Here is an 18,539-nt window from a genome sequence, read left to right as displayed (position 1 = left end):
GGGAGCCGCCGATGGGAAAAACAGCATTGGCCATTCGCCATATCGGTTTTGAAAACCTTGGTGCGTTTGCCCCGGCAATAAGCGCAGCAGGATATGACATTCGCTATCATGATGTCGGTGTTGATGACCGGGCAGGAATGGAAACGCTTGACCCCGACCTGTTGATTGTTCTTGGAGGGCCCATCGGCGCGCACGATGACCATAACTATCCTTTTCTTAGGGACATTATTGGTTTTATTGCCAGTCGGCTGGAACGTGACCGGCCGACTATGGGAATCTGTCTCGGCGCACAATTGATTGCGCGGGCGGCCGGAAGCCGTGTGTATCCCGGGCCCGCGAAGGAAATCGGTTTTTCTCCGATTACACTAACCGTGGCCGGACAGAAATCGTGTTTGGCGGTCTTTCAGGAAAACCCGACAACTTTGCATTGGCACGGGGATACTTTTGATTTGCCACAAGGTGCGCAGCTTCTGGCGGGCAGTCGGCAATATGAAAACCAGGCCTTTTCCCTTGGCGAAAACACTATTGCATTCCAATTCCACCCCGAGGCGACGTCAGTTGGTTTTGAGCAATGGCTGATTGGCCATACAGCAGAATTGTCGAATGCAGGCATAAATATCCCCCAGCTTCGTGCAGATGCCGCAGTGTTGGGGGAGTCACTCCGCAAAAAGGCGGACGCTGTCTGTCGGTCTTGGCTTAATCAAATTCGGGTGTGATGAACACGATCTATCTGCGTTGCTGTTTCTCGGTTCGATGCGATCGCTAGGCAGGGACATATCGACAGGTGCAGTCACATGGTTGTCCAAGCCTTTTGCCTGCGGCTCCCAATCAAAATCGGCCATCTGGCGTCCGAAATTGGCTGTTGTCTCGTCCTGACATTGTCATCGCCATCGCCCGCAGGCGACAACTTCTTCCAGGACGAAACATCAGCAAACTGGTCAATTTGAGCATATATCAGCTTGGCAGGTATTCCTCGCTCCAGGATTCACTTAGTTGACCGGATTTCAGCATCGCTTCTATTGCCTGATCGGCATAACCCAGTTCGCTAAGGATGGTGCGTGTCGATGCGCCAAACTTTTCTGCCGGTGACAGTGCAAACACTTTTGAACGGGTTGTCCGCACCGCATAGGGATCAAGCTGAACCACTTCATGGCCGCTTGGATGATCCGGATAGGCCGAGAAGGAATAGCTTCCATTTTCGGTGCCCGCTGTGCCATCGGCAATGCGTGTGTTTTCTGCGCGAAGCGCATCAATATTGTCGCAGATGGCCGCCCCGATATCCGCGGCGTGCAGGCGTTCGATCCATTCGGTGGCGGGAATGGTCTGGAACGCGGTTGCCAGATAGATCGCACGTTCTTCCGCCGGAACGTCGGGGAGTTCTTCAAGGCCTTCGACCTCGCGGAAGCGGGGCAAATCGTCTTCATATGCACTCAGCAACACATAGGTCCCCGATGCAGTGCTGTAGAAGCGGTTCAGGTCATCATTGCCGTTCATATCGGGTCCGGATGGCTCGTCAAACAGGCCGCGGCCGCGATAATCATAGGCAAACGGGATCTGCAAAAGGCCACTATTGGCGGTAAGTGACGTTCTGCCACGCCCGATCCGCCCGAACCGGTATTTCTGATAAAGGGCGGCGGCTACCGAAAGTGCGCCGCCAAAGCCGCACATGACGTCAATCGTGCCAACATGGGCATGTTCTTCGGGGCGATCCATCGCCCCGCCAAAGCGTAACATAATGCCCGTTGCTGCCTGAACCAGATCGTCATAACCAATATAGTCGGTGCGCACACCACGGTTCACGCCGCTAAAGCAATCAAGCTTGCAGAAAAGCGCATTGGGATTGAGCTTGCGCAGGTTCTCCGCATCAAGCCCCATACGCTTGATTTGGCTATCGGGCGCATTCCAGATGATGACATCAACCGATTTCACCAGATCTTCGAACACCTTGCGACCGTGTTCGGATTTCATATCGGCAAGGATCGACTTTTTGCCGCGCATTTGTGACATGCCGTAAATGACTGTGTTCCAACTGTCATAAAGGGGCACCGATGGTTCAAGCTTGATGACTTCGGCGCCAAACCGGGCGAGGTAGCTGGCCGCATGCGGCCCGGCAATCACATTGCACAGATCAAGAATCTTCACACCCGACAGCCACCCTTCCTGTTCGGGGGCTTCGGCCGGGTCGGGGATTTCGGTTCGATGCTTTTTAAGGATTTTAAGCGCTTCATCAAAATCCACCCAGCGGCGCGGTTCGGGTTTTAAGGCCTCTTCACCGCTTTCTTCCATCCAGACGACAGGCCCCGGTGTGGTCATTTCGCCATATTCGGGGTCCCAGACATCAATCATCAGGCCGGACCCTTCGGCATATTCGTCATGGATCCATTCCTGAAGCCAGCGCTGCGGCGCGCCGGGAATGCCGCCACGGCCAAACATCTTTTTCCATTCATGCGATGTCCGGGTCATGAAGACTTCCTTCATGCGCGCGGCAATCTTGTCGGCCCAGTCCTTTGGCATCGGATAGACGCCAAGGGATGTTTCGGACTCCCATTCGCTTTGCGGCTTATAGGTGTCGTCTTCGGACGTCAGGCCTTCCTCGACCAGTTCCTCATAGATCCCCAGAACTTCGAGGCAGCGCTTGGCGTGATGCTTGTGGCTTGGACAGACCACATAGAACATCCGGCCATCCTTGCACATGTAGCTTCTGAAGAATGGATCAAGGAGTTCTTGGAGTTCCTCGTAGCTGACATTCATCGGCAGACCTTCGATACGTCTGCGTTCGATTTCAAGTTCGCGCTGGGTCAGATAACGTCTTGGAACATCCGATATCTTGATCGAATTATAGCAAAGCCCCTCCATAATGGCTGCGGCCAGCGGCACTTCGATCTGATCGCCCAATCCGGTTATCTGGCGCGATTGCAACGCCAGAACAACCGACGATGCCGCGATTTGCGATGCATAGGCCGAGGAAAGCGGCAAGGGAGAAAATGATGGGTTTAACCCCATCAATACACGGTTTAGCCCCATATCGGTGAACACGCCGGAACTTGCCGCGACAATGCTTTCAAAGGCGCGCTGCTCGCGGCGCTCTGCATCGTTGGATGCAAATCCGGGGACGGAAAGTGTAATCAGTTCCGGTCGTTCCTTGCGCATTTCGGCAAAATCAAAGCCCAGCTTGGCAAATTTTCCCGGGCGGAAATTTTCGATGATGATATCGGCTTCGGCGCAGAGGGCACGCGCCTGTGCGCGGCCTTCTTCGGATTTCAGGTCCAGATTGACAATGACCTTGTTGCGATTAAGCGTCGCATTTGCCGGGCTATCCCACATCGGGCCGCCGGGGGGATCAATGTGAACGACTGTCGCGCCAAGATCGCCCAGCAACATAGCAACGGCCGGGCCTGCAATATATTGCCCGAAATCAATAACTTTGACGCCGGTTAGTGGGAGTTTGGAAAATTGGGTATACATTTTTTCCTCCGAAATCTGCATGTGTTTGCAGTCGAAAGCAGCAGGTGGCGGTTACTGGCCGGACAAAATCCAGGCAGCGGCTTTTTCGGCGATCATCAGCGTGGGGGAATTGGTGTTGCCGCTTGTGATTTCCGGCATCACAGAGGCATCAACAACGCGCAAGCCATGCACACCTTTCAAACGAAGATGCGGGTCAAGTACGGCTGATGTGTCGTCCTTGCGGCCCATCTTGACGGTTCCCGCCGGATGGAAAATGGTTGTGGCGATGTCGCCGGCAAGCTTTGCAAGCTCTTCATCGGTTTGATATTGCACGCCCGGTTTGAATTCTTCGGGCTGATATTTTGTCATGGCCGGTTGTGCCATGATGTCGCGGACCTGACGCAGGCTGTCGGCCGCAACTTTGCGGTCTTCATCGGTATCAAGATAATTGGGCGCGATCCGGGGCGGGGCGCGAAAGTCGCCGGATTTGATCTGAACCGTGCCGCGACTGGTCGGGTTAAGGTTGCAAACCGATACCGTGATCGCCGGGAAGTCATGCAAATCACCGCCAAAGGCCTCAAGGCTGAGCGGTTGCACATGATATTCAAGATTTGAATATTCGCGGTCGGGATCGGATCGGGTAAAGGCGCCAAGCTGACTGGGGGCCATGCTCATGGGACCGGAACGCGAAAACAGATATTGCAGGCCAATCTGTGCCTTGCCGATCAGGCTGTTGGCAAGGGTGTTAAGCGTCTTCGCACCCTTTACCTTGTAAACAGCGCGAATTTGCAGATGGTCCTGCAGGTTTTCCCCGACACCAGGCGCGTCCAGTACGACGTCAATGCCATGCTGTTTCAAAAGATCAGCCGGACCGATGCCCGACAATTGCAGGATTTGCGGCGAATTGACGGCACCCGCAGACAGGATGACTTCCTTGTTGGCCGTGACCGTTTGCGAAGTACCACCCTTGTTGACGATGGCGCCGCTACAAACCGTCTGACCATCTGCATTGGTCGTAAACGTCAGCTTTTCGACCTGTGATTCCGTCCAGACCGTCAGGTTCTGGCGTGTTTTGGCAGGGCGGATAAAGGCTTTTGAGGTGTTCCAGCGCCATCCGGATTTCTGATTGACTTCAAAATAGCCAATGCCGCTGTTGTCACCTTCATTGAAATCATCGGTCGGTTCGATACCATTTTCACCGGCCGCCTCGATAAAGCTGTCGAGGACGTCCCAGCGCAGGCGTTGCTTTTCAACCCGCCATTCACCGCCATGTCCGTGGATGTCAGCAAACGGTTTTCCGGTGCGTGTTGCCGGGTTGCTACCATTATCAAGTTTATAGTGATTTTCATGGCGTTTGAAATCGGCCAGGGAATGTTCCCAGTTCCAGCCGTCTTCACCGGTCAATTTGGCCCAATTGTCATAGTCGCGGGCCTGGCCGCGCATATAGATCATGCCATTGATTGACGAACATCCGCCAAGCGCCTTGCCACGTGGATAGCGCAAGACGCGCTCGTTTAAGCCCTTGTCAGGTTCGGTTTCATACATCCAGTCTGTACGCGGATTGCCAATGCAATAAAGATAGCCGACCGGAATATGGATCCAGGGATAATTGTCTGCCTTGCCGGCCTCAAGCAAAAGCACATTGTTATTGACGTTCGCGCTTAGTCGGTTGGCAAGCAGACTGCCCGCCGTACCGGCCCCGATGACGACATAATCGAATTTTTCAATGTTTGTGGTCATGGTGATGCGCTTCCCTTCATCCCTTTTATTGGTTTGGTGGTTGGCCCAAACGGGCAGTTACATTGAAGGCCTGCATATGCGGTTCTGATGATCGCTTGATCTGTCGTGTTTCAAGCGGGCTTCATTCAATGCCGACACCGAGTTTTCATTAAAGGTTGAACGGGCGCACAAATCTAATGACAAAATACGAATAGCAATATTAGTATTATTTATATGACCCGTTTTTCGAACATCAACATGCTGCTGGCTTTTGTCACCGTTGCACGGGAGGGCAGCGTTTCGCGTGCAGCCTCGGTGCTTAATCTGACGCAACCGGCCATCAGTCATCAGATCAAGCGTCTTGGCGAAGAAACGGAAATCACCCTGTTCAAGCGCACCTCGACCGGCTTGCAAATCACGCTGGACGGTCAGGCATTGCTGACAAAGGCCGAACAGGTTCTTGACGCCATGGATGACTTTCGCCGCAGTGCCCGCCAGCGTGCCGGCAGTGTCAGCGGGAAGCTTCGCATTGGCACAATCGTTGATCCGGAATTCATCCGTCTTGGCCGGATGCTAAGCCAGTTGCGCACAGATTTTCCCGATATCGAGACAGAACTGGTTCACGGTGTTAGTGGCGATATGCTGATCGGGGTGCGGCGCAATCAGATCGACGCCGGGTTTTATCTAAGCGGGCCTGATATCGCCGGTGACATTTCGGCGGAAACATCTGACCCCATTCACGCCGTAAAGCTTGCCGATTTTAACTATCGGGTGATTGCCCCGGTGGGATGGGAAAGCCGGGTTGAAAATGCTGATTGGACAACCTTGGCCAAACTACCATGGATTGGCACGACAGAGGCATCGGTGCATTCCCGGCTGCTTAAACGCATTTTTGATCAGTTCAACTGTACGCAAAATTCAGTGGCCTTGGTTGATCAGGAAGCCTCGATGCTTGAAATGGTGCGTTCTGGCGTGGGGCTTAGCCTGTGTCGTGATTCAATTGCCCTGCATGAAAAGCAGACCTTTGGTCTTGGCGTGTGCAATTCAGTTTCTATCCCGGCCTGTCTTAGCCTGATCACAACCGAGCGGCGCAAGGAAACGCCAACGATATCGGCGCTTTTCGATGTGCTGGACACAACCTGGTAACACCGGAATTTCGGGTTTAGCGGATACCGGCACGCAAGAAAGCCTGAATGAACTGGCGCTGGAAAATCAGAAACGCGATCAAAAGCGGGGCGATGGTCATGATGGTGGCCGCACTGATGACCGAAATATCCACCCCGGTTTCCGGCGCGCCAAACAGTGACAAGCCGACTGTAAGTGGCCGTGTTTCCGGTGAATTGGTGACAATTAACGGCCAGAGGAAATTGTTCCAGTGGGTGGCAACCGACACCAGCGCATAGGCCAGATAAACCGGCTTGGCCGCAGGCACATAAACCTTCCACAAAACACCCATCCAGCCACATCCCTCAATCCGTGCAGCTTCTTCAAGCTCGACGGGTACCGATTTGAACGCCTGCCTTAACAGGAAAATGCCAAACGCACTGGCCATGTAAGGCAGACCAATGCCAAGGGCGGTGTCAAACAGGCCAAGCTTGGAAACGATGGCATAGTTTTCGACGATCAGAACTTCGGGCAGGATGAAAAGCTGCAACAGCACGAGGATAAAGACCGTATTGCGGCCTTTGAATTCAAACCGGGCAAAGGCAAACCCGGCCAATGTGCACAGCACCAGCTGCCCGGCAAGGATAAGGGTGACGAGAATAACCGTGTTGGTGAAATATTCGCCCCATGTCACCGCCCCCCAGACATAGGTAAAGTTCTCGAACGTCAACGGGTTGGAAAAATCCAGACCAAGGGCCGTGCCCGATGGTTGCAACGCCGCCCATGCGGCAAACAGCAGCGGCGAAATCCAGACAATCGCAAGCGTCCAGGCCCCGATGGTATCAAGCACCTTGTCGAGGTCGGGCAGGGTGCGTTTGTTTGAAACGGCGGTCATGGCGCTATTCATCGGTAATGGGTCCGTTTTTCAACCAGTCGGAACTGCGCGACGGCAACAAGGCCAAGCACCAGCAGGACAAGAATGGTCATGGCAGCGGCATGCGGGCTGTCGAAATAGGCAAATGCCATTTCCCAGATCCAGTACAGGATCAGTTTGGAGGCATTGTTCGGCCCGCCCTTGGTCAGGATGAACAGATGGTCGATCAGCTTGACCGAATTGATCATCGCGTTAACAAAGACAAAGATCGTGGTCGGCATCAAAAGCGGCAACAACACGCGCCGCGTATAGGTCCAGCGACCGGCCCCCTCAATCCGGGCGGCTTCGCGCAAATCCGGCGGGATGGTCTGAAGGGCTGCGAGGTAGAAGATCATGAAGAACCCGGCTTCTTTCCAGATCGTCACAATGATCACTGATGCCAATGCCGTTTCGGGCTGCCCCAGCCAGTTGGTCGGTGAGGCCCCGAAAAAGCCGGTAATCTGATCGATCACGCCAAGGTCCGGGGTATAGAAAAACAGCCACAAATTGGCCGCGGCAATCATCGGCAGGATGGTCGGTGTGAAATAGGCACTACGAACAAACGACCGGGCCGGGATATGCGCATTGGCCCAAAGCGCCATGATCAGCGCAAAGATGATCGAAACCGGGATGGTGACACCGGCATAAATCAGGTTGTTGGTCGCCACCGTCCAAAAGGTCGGATCGGCAAACAGATCGCCATAATTTTCAAACCCGGCAAAGACCGACGGGCGGCGCGACGTGCCACGGGTAAACAGGCTGTGCCAAAAGGTCGCGATGGCCGGGTAAAAGGCAAACAAACTCATCAGCGCCAATGCCGGTGCCGCCAACATCCAGCCATAAAGTGCCAGCTTGCGTTTTTGAAGTCGGGCCATTTCGTTCATGGTCGGCACGTCCTGAGGTAAAGGCATCAATGAAAGTCACAAACAGAAAGGTGCCGAAGCGGGGATAATCCCGCTTCGGCGTGCAGATCGGGTACCCTTAGTGGAAGGCCCGAAGAAGACGGTTGGCTTCGGCCTGTGCATCGCCAAGGGCCTCTTTAGGCGTCTTTTCACCGGTCAGGGCCGCCTGAATGGCATTGTTCAGACCTTCGCGGACGCGTGCTGTGTCATAGGTCGAGAATTCCGCAACGGAAACTTCAAGCTGATCACGCGCGACGAGTGCTGGCGGGAAGTCCGCGACGTAGGATTTCAGCGCATCGGTTTCATAGGCATCTGGCGTCACACCAACATAACCGGTTGCAATCGACCATTCTGCAGCACGTTCCGGTGCGGTCATGTATTTGATTAGCGCAAGGGATGCTTCTTTCTGTTCGTCGGTTGAATCCTTGAACAGATAGAAGTTGCCACCACCGGTCGGCGAGCCGGGCTGTTTGTGTTTGGGCAGCATGGCAACGCCGAAGTCAAATTTGGCTTCGCGCTTGACCGCCGACAGGTTGCCGGTCGAATGCCACATCATTGCGGTCTGTCCCTGAACAAAGGCCTGACGGAGCGTGCCCCATTCAATCGTGCCTTCGGGCATGATTTTTTCTTCGGTCGCAAGACCGCGCCAGAATTCGAGTGCCTCGACAACGGCAGGATCATCGAAATAGGTTTCGGTACCATCGCCGCTCATCAGTTCCTTGCCGTTCTGAATGGCAAAGCACTGGAACATCCAGTACGGATAACCGGTCGACGGAACCATCAGGCCCCATTTGCCGTCTTTTGACAGCGCCTTGCCGGTCGAAACCAGTTCTTCCCAGGTCTGCGGCGGCATTTCCGGATCAAGACCGGCTTCGCGGAACATGTCCTTGTTGTAGTACATGACAATGGTCGAACGCTGGAACGGGATGCCCCAGGTCTTGCCATCCACATCACCATTGGCCATCAGCGCCGGGTAGAAGCCTTTCAGCCATTCCTTGTCTTCTGCGGTTTCGACCACATCATCAAACGGAACAATCAGGTCCTGTTCGATCAGGTCGTAAACATCGATCGAGAACATCACCGAAAGCTGTGCCGGGTCGCCGCTTTTGATTGCGGAAACAGCGCGCAGGCGGGTGTCGTCATAGTTACCGGCATAGATGGCATTGACTTTGACATCCGGGTTTTCTGCTTCGAACCCGTCGATCATGCCGTCAATCACGTTGGTCAGCGGGCCGCCAACAGCGATCGGGTAATACATGGTCAGCTCAGTAGCAGCAAAGGCCGGGTTTCCCGCCGTTGCCATCAATCCGGCCGCAAAAGCGGCACTGGTTACGATGTTACGCATGGACAAAAGTTCCCTGTTAAAGTGTCGAAAATGCAGTGTCTGTTGCGATGGTGGTTGTGGTTTCGCGCGCCGCGATATCGGGTCCCGTCACTGTCAGACGATGACCGTCTTCGCCGTCAAACCAGTGGGCCGCAGCGCCAGACCAACTGAGCGAGACTTCCGTCCCGGGCGAAATTTCTACGCGTCCGGAAAGGCGGGCGGTAGCATCGCCTGTTTCGCCGTGTTTTCCCGGGATCGCGACAAAGACAAATGTTTCTGCGCCCAAAAATTCACTGCCTGTGACCGTGGCGCGCATGCCCCATGGCTGCGCATCGGGCTTGGTGCTGAGCATCAAGTCTTCGGGGCGTATGCCGAAGGTCAGGCGTGATGCATCCAGTTCCTTGGGGATAACGTCCTGCGGCAAGGCGGTTGCCGGCAAAAGCGTCATGGGCGGGCTTCCGACAAAACCGGCGGCAAAGGCGGTGGCAGGTTTCAGATAAAGGTCGGCGGGATTGCCGACCTGTTCGATCCGGCCATCCTTCATCAGGATCACGATATCGGCCATGCTCATGGCTTCGGTCTGATCGTGGGTGACATAAACCACCGTGATGTCAAGACGTTGTTGCAGATCACGGATGTCCTTGCGCACCGCATGGCGCAGTTTGGCATCAAGGTTTGATAACGGCTCATCCATCAGGCACAGCGGATGACCGGCAACAATTGCACGTGCGAGTGCAACGCGCTGACGTTGTCCGCCTGACAATTGGGCCGGTTTGCGGTCTTCAAACCCTTCTAGGCCGGTGACACGAAGCGCCTCGGTCAGGCGCGATGCGATTTCCGCCTTTTGGGTTTTGCGCACCTTCAGACCAAAGACGATGTTTTCCGCAACGCTCAGATGCGGAAACAGGGCATAGGATTGAAACACCATCGACAGACCACGTTTGGACGGCGGGGTGTTGGTGACATCCTTGCCATCAATGATGATGCGGCCCTGATCGGCTGTTTCCAAACCGGCGATCAGGCGCAGGGTCGTGGATTTGCCGCAGCCTGACGGGCCCAGCAGAACAACGAAGCTGCCGCGCGGAATATCAAGCGACAGGTCGTGAACGCCGCTGCCACCGTTAAAAACGCGCGAAACGGCATTGATTTGAATAAAGGGTGACGTGTCTGTCATCTGGGCAGTCATTCGATGTTTTCGCTTTTTACAATTTGCAGGCGCGCGCGAACGTCATGGCGATCAAACAGCGGGTCAAAAGCCCTGCCGGGTGCGCCATCAACAACGATCATGTCCGGGTCGGTGATGTGACCGCCCTTGGCGGGGGCGGGACGGCCGAACTTGGATTGGTCGGCGACAAGGATGGAATTGCGACAATTGTTTGCGATGGCCTGACGGAGCGATACTTCGCGATGATCAAAATCGGTCAGGGTGCCGTCCGGTTCGATCCCGCCAACGCCAAACAGGCCGTAATCGACCTTGTAGTTGTTAAACATTGCCTCGGCTTCCGGGCTGATGACGTCCCGATCAGGCAGGCGCAATGTGCCGCCGGGAATGACAATACGGTTGCCGGTATTGTTGCCCAGCGCCATGGCGGCATTCATATTGTTGGTAATTACTGTCAGGTTGCGGTGATCGACCAGATTAAGCGCGACCAGTTCAAGCGTGCTGCCAATGCCGATCAGGATCGACGCCCCATCAGGGATCAGGCTGGCGACATGAAGCGATATGGCATGTTTGGCGGCAATGTTGGTGACCTGACGGCTGTCATAAGACAGGTTCATGCCCGGTTCACCGGCATATTCAACTCCGCCATGGCGACGGCGCACAAGGTTGGCGTCGCTCAGCATATTGACGTCACGTCGGACGGTTTGCGGGGTGACGTCAAAATGCTCCGCCAGTTTGTCGATGGAAACAAAGCTGTCGCGGCGCAGAATGTCGATGATGTCGCGTTGTCGTGTCGAAATATTCATTTGATCGTTCAATTTGTTGCTTTGAACATGAAAACGATCATACGAGCATTCGTTGTCATTAAAGTTGCAGCTGCATTACATTCATATGAATGTTCGAACAGTACCAAAAGTGGCGAAATACAAGGGGTTACCATCTGTTCGGCACTGAAATGTGCGTTTGAACATCGCGATTTGCATGAGGCTGTAACAAAAGCACCGCGCACATAACGTGTCGCGGTACCTGTCGGGATGTGGACAACCTGATGGGTTGTCTATGAATTCGGGGGTCTTGCCCGGATTTTTGGGGCTTTGTCGGCGAATCCATACATTTGCGGCCATGCCGATTGCCAGCGTCGCGTTACCGAAAAACAAGCGATTGGTGGGCGCCAAATCCGGCCATGACCCCTGCGGCCGATGCCAGTGTTGCATTATGGCGTGCAGTGGCCGCATCCCCGGCGGCAAATACGCCGGGCACACTGGTTTCCTGTGTGGGACTAACGGTAATGAAGGACCCCTGCGGTCCTTCGTCAAACTGACATTCCAACATGTCGGCAACAGGGGTTGGCATCGAAACGCTGGGGCCGGCGAAAATGGTTTGAATGGGCAGGGTGCGCCCATCGGCCAGCCTGACACCATCAATAGCCGGTGCCGTGCCCAGAACTTCAACAACCGGGCTATCTTCGATGGTAATGCCGCGTGCCCGCATGGCCAAAAGCATATCATCATCGGGGATATGTTCGGATTGGCTGAAATAGGTGGTCGGTCCCCAATCGGGCAGCATCATGGCCTGATGGCTGGATGCGGGCGTGGTCGCAAGGACGCCGATCTGGCTATCGCGGATCTCATAGCCGTGACAATAAGGACAATGCAAAACCGTTTCGCCCCAACGTTCGGCAAGGCCGGGAATTTCAGGTAATTGATCGCGAACACCTGTGGCCAGAATGATGCGCCTTGCTTCAAGTGCACTGCCATCGGCCAGTTTCAGGCCAAATAGCGGATCGGATGCATCGCGCAGGGTGCAGGCCATGGCCTGGGTAACCAGCCCGTTGCGAAAATCAACCGTGTCATAGCGACACAACTGATCAATGGCCGTGCTGCGGATTTCGTCTGGTGTTTTGCCATCGTGCCCTAAAAATCCGTGGGCGGTGGTGGCAAACCGGTTACGCGGTTCTCCGGCATCAATCACACATATATTGCGCCGCGCCCGTGCAAGCTGCATGGCCGCCGAAAGACCGGCAAAGCCCGCCCCGATAATGGCGACATCATATTTGTGTTTGCCGGTTGCAGGCGGTGTGGCGGCAGAAGGCAGATTTTCTGACATGTTCGTTCCTCATCGGCGAATAAATAGTTTCATGTAACTTTATAAGTATCATGATATCGCTGCGTCAAAGGATTTCGAAACTTTTGTTGTTGCGAGATGTGCCAGATGGTACGTATGGCAGGAAATCACATCCGCACCGGGAGTTTGAAATGCGCCGTGACAGTCGGCTTTCGCGCATGTTGCACGTTCTTATTCACATGGACCGGATCGATGGTGCTGCGACATCTGATCGGATTGCCCAGATGCTCGGCACAAACCCGGTGGTGGTGCGTCGGACCATGGCAGGGCTTCGCGACGGCGGATATGTGCATTCGGAAAAGGGGCATGGCGGCGGATGGGTGCTGACGCGGCCCTTGTCGGAAATTACCATGCTTGATATCCATCGTGCCCTTGGCAATCCGGAACTTTTTGCCATCAGTGTTGCCGTGGACCATCCCGAATGTCTGGTCGAACAGGCGGTTAATTCTGCGCTTGGTAGTGCGTTTGATGCCGCCGAACAGTTGCTGATTGATAAATTTGCATCTGTGACGCTTGCCGATCTGGCCGATGAGTTTGATCAACGCATGGCAAAAATCACAACCAAACCGACCTGCGAACTCGTCTGACAAATTTCATTCAGATCGACGCGTATGGTTTGCCCTGCGTACGACAGGCATAAAAAAAATCCCGACCAGATCAGTCTGGCCGGGATTTAGTTCTTTGATCGTGCTTGGATCAGAAAAGCTTTTCGCGTGGGTCGAATTTCGGCGCCGGTTCGGCGGCAAGCTGTTCAAAAACCTGCTCAAGCGTATCGGCAACCGTATAAAGGTTCTTGTGGCTTTCGCGGGCGAACCCTTCGTCAATGATGCTATCAATCATGTCAAAGCACTTGTCCCAATAGCCAAGCGCATTAAGAAACACCATCGGTTTGTCATGAATGCCAAGCTGGCGCAACGTCATGGCCTCAAAGGCTTCATCAAGGCTGCCAAGGCCGCCGGCAAGGGTGACAAAGGCATCGGACCGTTTGAACATCTCGACTTTGCGTTCATGCATGGATTTGCACACGATCAGTTCGGACAAGCCGGTATGACCAACTTCGATGTCATCAAGGTGGGCCGGAATAATGCCGACGACCGTGCCGCCGTTTTGCATGGCGCCATTAGCAACTGCCCCCATCAGACCAATACGGCCACCGCCATAGATCAGGGTGATGTCGCGTTCTGCCATCATCTTGCCAAAGGCGATGGCGTTTTCCATGTGTTGCGGGTTTTTGCCGTCAGACGCACCGCAGAAGACACAGATAGATTTTACATTTGTCATGGCGACCTGCCTTTTCTTTGTTGTTGCGCAGGTAGCGGGGCACTGTTTTGCAAACAGCACACCCGTACTGGAACTGACCATAGCCGAACAAACCCTTCGCAGGGCAGTCTTTTCCGCAAGGCAGCATTTAAATTTCCGTGACACATCGCCGTATTCTGTTCGAATTTGGCCGCAATATTGCCAATCGCCTGTGTAACACAGGGATATTAAGAGTTGCTCCCGTTTAAAACCCGCCCAAAAACCCGGCCAAAAACCCGGAGGGTTAACAAGTTCTGAACCTGATTGTGGGAAGGGTAAGGGCAGAACCTATTTGTACCCGGCGCGGTTTGCTGCGCATTTTGGAAATAAAAAGAAGGCAGGATCGCCCAACGTGTTTGTCGACAGTCCGTTTATTCTCGCCATTTTGATCTCGGGCATTATTGCCGGTGTTCTGATGTTGGCACTTTGGCTTGGTCTGGATCGTGCGGTTGCACGCCGGCTGGTTCTTGGGGCCGTGATCCCGGCGGTTGCGGTTGCTGTCCCGGCGGCCATCGGATTGCCCGAAACAGCACGCGGCGGCGTTGGTTCGCCGCTTTTGATGCTTGTGCTGGGGGGCGTATGCGGGGCGATTTTGGATTTTTCCCGGCTGTCGGCGCGTGTTTGCATGAGCGTCGCGGCAGTATTATTGGTTCTTGGCGCGTGGCTGGTTCTGGCAGCGCCGATCACGGGGCTTTCCTATCACCCCGGTATGATCCAGATCATCGCATGGGTAGCATTCCTGGTTGTTGGGGGCTGCTTCCTGTGGGTAACGCGCCCGAATTTTTCCGAAGACGAGGACGCCTTGGCCAAGCCAACCAAGGGCAAAAAGCCAAAAACCGCCAAAGCGAAATCAGCAAAACCCGCTGCCCTTGAGCCGGGCGACCTTGCAAAGCCCGGCCCGGTTGCCGTGCTAATGACACTTGCCTTGGGGCAGGGGATTGTCGGGCATATGTTTGGCCTGACGGACCATGTTGTGTTTTTGGCAGCACTTTGGAGTGCGCTGATTGTTGCGCTGGTCTCAGAAAAGGCGGCACCGCAATATCGCGCGACGGTTTGGTTGGGGGGTGTCGGTGCCTTGATGGCCGCCGCAGCAAGTGCAATGATCATGAATCCGGCTTCTTGCGTTGCCTATGCGGTATTGCTTTTTGTGGTGTCTGGCAGGCCCGCTGCGACCAGACTTTCAGCGCATTTGCCAACCGATAACCTGCCACAGGCGGCTTTGTTGGGCAGTGCCATCAGGGTCGGGGTTTTGGCCCTGCCGCTGATCATGGCGGCCCTGGTTGCCTATGTCGGGGCGGAAATGGCCGCCCGCGCCTAGCGCGAAGGTTGACTTCCGGCTTGTCGCCTGATTCTCTTCATCTTTACCTAACGGTTGCGCGGTATCGTTTGTTCGTTACGTTATGGAAACTGTAAGCTGAAAGTAGTACAAGTTTCTAATTAACGTGCTCGGGCGGATTGTTTGAGGGGAATTTGGCAAGCAATTTCCGTGCTTTGAGTGTGATCGTTAGGGGCTGCCCCTAAAAACATAAACATCGTTAAAGGGTATTTCCGGTGAAGCGACCCTATATCCTCGTCATTGTCGGCGTTGTACTTATTATTGCCGCGATTGCGCTGAATTACATGCTGACCAAAAGTGCGGACGAAGAAACCGCACCGGTGGCAACTCAGACGCCTGCGGCCACCACTGAAACCACGCCAACCGAACCGGCCCCGGAGCCGGAATCCGCCGCGCCGAAAATCACCAACCCAACGTTTGACGTTGTGCGCATTGGCCCGGATGGCAACGCGGTGATCGCAGGGCGTGCCGAACCCAACAGCACGGTGCGTATCACCGATGGGGAAGAGGTCATCGGCGAGGCAACGGCGGACGAACGTGGTGAATGGGTGGTCTTGCCCAACAAACCACTGGCAAGCGGTGATCGCGAACTGTCCCTTGAGTCCGAAGACGAGACCGGCAAGGTCGCCAAGGCCGATGACAAGGTTGTTGTGCTGATCCCTGAAGAAGAAGCAACCCCGTCGGTTGCCGAAAACGGCGCGTCATCAGAAGTCATCGCCAAGGATGAAACCGCATCTTCTGCTGATCCGGCAGACGAAGCATCGCCAGAACCAAAAACCGAAAAGCAGCCGATCATAGCGCTTAAGGTACCGTCCGAAGGCAATGGTGCCGCGACTGTCATGCAGGGGCCTGCTCCGAAGGTTGCCCCGGAAACCGCGCCGGAAATGGCCACAGTGACCGAGCAGCAGGGCACGGCAGAAGCCGAACCCGCAGCCCAACTGCCGCGTTTGTCGATTGATATTGTCGATTATGACACCGAGGGTCGCGTTGCGATGTCTGGCAAGGCCGACATGGATCACACGGTTCAGATTTATCTTGATAACAAACCGGTTGGGTCCGCGCCTGCCGATCAAAACGGCAACTGGTCGCTTACGATTGGTGAACCGATCGAGCCGGGCAATTACACCATGCGCGCCGACCAGATTGATGAAACGGGCACCGTGACCGCACGTGTTGAAATTCCGTTCGAACGGGCAAATCCGGATGAAATTCTTGAGCCTGGGTCACGCTATGTCGTTCAGCCGGGCAACAGCCTGTGGCGGATTGCACGGCGCACCTACGGCGAAGGCCTGAAGTATTGGGTGATCTATCATCAGAATCGCAATCAGATTCGCGATCCTGATCTGATTTATCCGGGGCAGATATTTGCTCTGCCCAACGAGGAAACCCCTCAGTAAACATCACTTTTCTTTTCCGGGGGCAGTTCACGTGTTAAACGTGGTCTGCCCCTTTTTTTAGGATTGGGACCTATGTTTGGGGCAAACAGTTTATCGAGGGTTGCGTTGGCATTTATATCAACCAGATGCTAAGAACGCGCCCGCACAATAGACATGTTACCAAATTGATGCGCCCAACCATGGCAACCAGGGAAAAAAGACTTTGAAATCCGTTCTTGTGCCGATCAACCCGGAAGGCTGGAAATTCGTTGCAATCTTTGCGGCGGTCACTGTGGGCTTGTTCCTGATTGCGGAACCGCTGGGCTGGATCGGCGTGATCCTGACACTTTGGTGCGCGTATTTCTTCCGCGACCCGGATCGTATTACGCCCACCGATGAAAATCTGGTGATTTCACCGGCCGATGGCCGTGTTTGCATGATTTCGCAGGCGCCACTGCCCAAGGAACTTGAGCTTGACGACAAAACCCCGCGCACCCGCGTATCGATTTTCATGAACGTGTTTAACGTCCATGTGAACCGCTGCCCGGTCAATGGCGAGATTGTCGGCGAGGCTTACGTGCCGGGCAAATTCGTTAACGCAGAACTTGATAAGGCGTCCGACAATAACGAACGCCAGATCCTTCTGGTGCGTGACAAGGAAGGCCGCGAGTTTGGTGTGGTCCAGATTGCAGGTCTTGTGGCACGACGCATCCTGTGTGATGTCGGCACCGGTTCCCTGCTTAAGGCAGGTGAGCGTTTTGGTCTTATTCGGTTCGGCTCACGCGTTGATGTGTATCTGCCCGAAGGTGTGTCGCCCAACGTGATTGTCGGGCAAACCACGATTGCTGGTGAAACCGTGCTGGCCGATGTTTCGGTCAAGGACAAGGACGCCGCAGTCGGGGAGATCCGATAATGGCAGGCGGCATCGAACCAACCCGTCGTCCCCGTCGCTTCAAGGCACTGTCGTTAACACGGCTGGTGCCCAATGTGGCGACGATGATGGGGATGTGTGCCGGTCTGACCTCGATCCGCTTTGCGATGCAGGATCGTTGGGAGGCCGCCGTTGCCGCCATTCTGATTGCCGGGATTATTGATGGCCTTGATGGCCGACTGGCCCGGATGCTTAATGCGTCCAGTCGTTTTGGCGCTGAACTTGACAGCCTTTCGGATTTTGTTTGCTTTGGCGTTGCCCCGGCGATGATGCTGTATTTCTGGTCGCTGCATGAATTTGGTTCGATCGGCTGGGCATTGTCATTGCTGTTTGCGGTTTGCATGATGTTGCGTCTGGCACGTTTCAACACGCAGATGCTGGGTGAGCCGGAACTGCCGACATGGGCCTATCGCTTCTTTACCGGGGTTCCGGCCCCGGCGGCAGCGGCCCTGTCGATGTGGCCGATTGTTCTGACCTTCCAGTTTGGCGAAGGTATCTTTGACAGCCCCTATATCGTCGCACCTTATGGTGTTCTGATCGCGTGCTTGATGGTGTCGCGTCTGCCAACCTTTAGTTTCAAGAAGGTCAAGGTGCCGCGCGCCTGGGTTCTGCCGCTGATGCTGGCATTCGGGGCGTCGGTTGCGTTTCTGGTGTCATCGCCGTGGCTGACCCTTTCGGCGATTGCCGCGATCTATTTCATCACCATGCCGCTGTCCTATCGGTCGTACCGCCGGATGGGGGTTGAAAACCAGCAGGATCAAGACAAGGCTGACGAAGAAGATGATGACGGCGAACCGGATGACGATCCTCACGAAGGATTGAACCGCGTCCATCAGAACTGATGCAAGACAAGCATTTCAAAAGGTCGGCAGTGATGCCGGCCTTTTTTGTGTCCATGTCATCGA

Annotated in this window: 16 protein-coding genes; 7 read left to right on the top strand and 9 right to left on the bottom strand. The window is 54.8% G+C overall.

Annotation, left to right across the window (positions count from 1 at the left end):
* The first annotated feature begins 11 nt into the window (after nt 1–11).
* Nucleotides 12–716 carry a glutamine amidotransferase gene (locus JF44_RS0110280; protein WP_033068854.1) on the top strand — a complete coding sequence of 235 codons (705 nt, stop codon included), beginning with the start codon at nt 12–14 and terminating at the stop codon, nt 714–716.
* Nucleotides 717–954: 238 nt separating this feature from the next.
* On the opposite strand, the gene JF44_RS0110275 is transcribed toward JF44_RS0110280, so the two are convergent.
* Together JF44_RS0110275 and JF44_RS0110270 are read right to left on the bottom strand one after the other, a co-directional pair.
* Nucleotides 955–3,465, bottom strand: coding sequence for a CoA transferase (locus JF44_RS0110275; protein ID WP_033068981.1), 2,511 nt, complete (start codon nt 3,463–3,465; stop codon nt 955–957).
* Nucleotides 3,466–3,516: 51 nt separating this feature from the next.
* Nucleotides 3,517–5,184 carry a GMC family oxidoreductase gene (locus JF44_RS0110270; RefSeq protein ID WP_033068853.1) on the bottom strand — a complete coding sequence of 556 codons (1,668 nt, stop codon included), beginning with the start codon at nt 5,182–5,184 and terminating at the stop codon, nt 3,517–3,519.
* 213 nt (nt 5,185–5,397) lie between these two features.
* On the opposite strand from JF44_RS0110270, the gene JF44_RS0110265 reads away from it, so the two are divergent.
* Nucleotides 5,398–6,309 carry a LysR family transcriptional regulator gene (locus JF44_RS0110265; RefSeq protein ID WP_033068852.1) on the top strand — a complete coding sequence of 304 codons (912 nt, stop codon included), beginning with the start codon at nt 5,398–5,400 and terminating at the stop codon, nt 6,307–6,309.
* A gap of 16 nt (nt 6,310–6,325) precedes the next feature.
* On the opposite strand, the gene JF44_RS0110260 is transcribed toward JF44_RS0110265, so the two are convergent.
* The 6 genes from JF44_RS0110260 to JF44_RS0110230 form a co-directional block, all read right to left on the bottom strand.
* Nucleotides 6,326–7,174 (bottom strand): carbohydrate ABC transporter permease, encoded by an 849-nt coding sequence (locus tag JF44_RS0110260; RefSeq protein ID WP_202901498.1) that lies wholly within the window; start codon nt 7,172–7,174, stop codon nt 6,326–6,328.
* The gene (locus JF44_RS0110255) at nt 7,171–8,064 is read right to left on the bottom strand and encodes a carbohydrate ABC transporter permease (protein WP_033068851.1); all 894 of its coding nucleotides are present in this window, start codon (nt 8,062–8,064) and stop codon (nt 7,171–7,173) included. Before JF44_RS0110255 ends, JF44_RS0110260 begins: the two co-directional genes overlap by 4 nt.
* A gap of 97 nt (nt 8,065–8,161) precedes the next feature.
* Entirely contained in the window at nt 8,162–9,427 is a 1,266-nt protein-coding gene (locus tag JF44_RS0110250; RefSeq protein WP_033068850.1) for an ABC transporter substrate-binding protein, read from the bottom strand.
* A 16-nt stretch (nt 9,428–9,443) separates the two neighbouring features.
* Nucleotides 9,444–10,592 carry an ABC transporter ATP-binding protein gene (locus JF44_RS0110245; RefSeq protein ID WP_202901497.1) on the bottom strand — a complete coding sequence of 383 codons (1,149 nt, stop codon included), beginning with the start codon at nt 10,590–10,592 and terminating at the stop codon, nt 9,444–9,446.
* Nucleotides 10,589–11,374 (bottom strand): DeoR/GlpR family DNA-binding transcription regulator, encoded by a 786-nt coding sequence (locus JF44_RS0110240; protein WP_033068849.1) that lies wholly within the window; start codon nt 11,372–11,374, stop codon nt 10,589–10,591. Before JF44_RS0110240 ends, JF44_RS0110245 begins: the two co-directional genes overlap by 4 nt.
* Before the next feature lie 337 nt (nt 11,375–11,711).
* Complete coding sequence (locus JF44_RS0110230; protein WP_052065716.1) at nt 11,712–12,674, bottom strand: NAD(P)/FAD-dependent oxidoreductase; 963 nt, start codon at nt 12,672–12,674, stop codon at nt 11,712–11,714.
* 149 nt (nt 12,675–12,823) lie between these two features.
* On the opposite strand from JF44_RS0110230, the gene JF44_RS0110225 reads away from it, so the two are divergent.
* On the top strand, nt 12,824–13,279 hold the full coding sequence (locus JF44_RS0110225) for an Rrf2 family transcriptional regulator (protein WP_033068847.1): 456 nt from the start codon (nt 12,824–12,826) through the stop codon (nt 13,277–13,279).
* A 109-nt stretch (nt 13,280–13,388) separates the two neighbouring features.
* On the opposite strand, the gene JF44_RS0110220 is transcribed toward JF44_RS0110225, so the two are convergent.
* Entirely contained in the window at nt 13,389–13,973 is a 585-nt protein-coding gene (locus JF44_RS0110220; RefSeq protein WP_033068977.1) for an LOG family protein, read from the bottom strand.
* 370 nt (nt 13,974–14,343) lie between these two features.
* Between JF44_RS0110220 and JF44_RS0110215 the strand changes: the two genes are divergently transcribed.
* From JF44_RS0110215 to pssA, 4 genes are all read left to right on the top strand, one after another.
* The gene (locus tag JF44_RS0110215; protein ID WP_033068976.1) at nt 14,344–15,309 is read left to right on the top strand and encodes a hypothetical protein; all 966 of its coding nucleotides are present in this window, start codon (nt 14,344–14,346) and stop codon (nt 15,307–15,309) included.
* Nucleotides 15,310–15,542: 233 nt separating this feature from the next.
* Nucleotides 15,543–16,724 carry an Ig-like domain-containing protein gene (locus tag JF44_RS0110210; protein WP_033068846.1) on the top strand — a complete coding sequence of 394 codons (1,182 nt, stop codon included), beginning with the start codon at nt 15,543–15,545 and terminating at the stop codon, nt 16,722–16,724.
* Nucleotides 16,725–16,887: 163 nt separating this feature from the next.
* Complete coding sequence (locus JF44_RS0110205) at nt 16,888–17,616, top strand: phosphatidylserine decarboxylase (RefSeq protein ID WP_081944400.1); 729 nt, start codon at nt 16,888–16,890, stop codon at nt 17,614–17,616.
* Nucleotides 17,616–18,476, top strand: a complete 861-nt coding sequence (pssA, locus tag JF44_RS0110200) for a CDP-diacylglycerol--serine O-phosphatidyltransferase (protein ID WP_033068844.1) — start codon at nt 17,616–17,618, stop codon at nt 18,474–18,476. Before JF44_RS0110205 ends, pssA begins: the two co-directional genes overlap by 1 nt.
* Nucleotides 18,477–18,539 lie beyond the last annotated feature (63 nt).

It is taken from the genome of Thalassospira australica, from assembly GCF_000763295.1.
Classification (GTDB): domain Bacteria; phylum Pseudomonadota; class Alphaproteobacteria; order Rhodospirillales; family Thalassospiraceae; genus Thalassospira; species Thalassospira australica.
Note: the sequence above shows the minus strand (reverse complement) of the source record. Positions and strands in the feature narration are given on the sequence as shown.

Bases quoted from the DNA above. Each gene is read 5' to 3' on its own strand.
- JF44_RS0110280 (WP_033068854.1), top strand. From the start codon at position 12: ATGGGAAAAACAGCATTGGCCATTCGCCATATCGGTTTTGAAAACCTT.
- JF44_RS0110275 (WP_033068981.1), bottom strand. From the start codon at position 3,465: ATGTATACCCAATTTTCCAAACTCCCACTAACCGGCGTCAAAGTTATT.
- JF44_RS0110270 (WP_033068853.1), bottom strand. From the start codon at position 5,184: ATGACCACAAACATTGAAAAATTCGATTATGTCGTCATCGGGGCCGGT.
- JF44_RS0110265 (WP_033068852.1), top strand. From the start codon at position 5,398: ATGACCCGTTTTTCGAACATCAACATGCTGCTGGCTTTTGTCACCGTT.
- JF44_RS0110260 (WP_202901498.1), bottom strand. From the start codon at position 7,174: ATGAATAGCGCCATGACCGCCGTTTCAAACAAACGCACCCTGCCCGAC.
- JF44_RS0110255 (WP_033068851.1), bottom strand. From the start codon at position 8,064: ATGAACGAAATGGCCCGACTTCAAAAACGCAAGCTGGCACTTTATGGC.
- JF44_RS0110250 (WP_033068850.1), bottom strand. From the start codon at position 9,427: ATGCGTAACATCGTAACCAGTGCCGCTTTTGCGGCCGGATTGATGGCA.
- JF44_RS0110245 (WP_202901497.1), bottom strand. From the start codon at position 10,592: ATGACTGCCCAGATGACAGACACGTCACCCTTTATTCAAATCAATGCC.
- JF44_RS0110240 (WP_033068849.1), bottom strand. From the start codon at position 11,374: ATGAATATTTCGACACGACAACGCGACATCATCGACATTCTGCGCCGC.
- JF44_RS0110230 (WP_052065716.1), bottom strand. From the start codon at position 12,674: ATGTCAGAAAATCTGCCTTCTGCCGCCACACCGCCTGCAACCGGCAAA.
- JF44_RS0110225 (WP_033068847.1), top strand. From the start codon at position 12,824: ATGCGCCGTGACAGTCGGCTTTCGCGCATGTTGCACGTTCTTATTCAC.
- JF44_RS0110220 (WP_033068977.1), bottom strand. From the start codon at position 13,973: ATGACAAATGTAAAATCTATCTGTGTCTTCTGCGGTGCGTCTGACGGC.
- pssA (WP_033068844.1), top strand. From the start codon at position 17,616: ATGGCAGGCGGCATCGAACCAACCCGTCGTCCCCGTCGCTTCAAGGCA.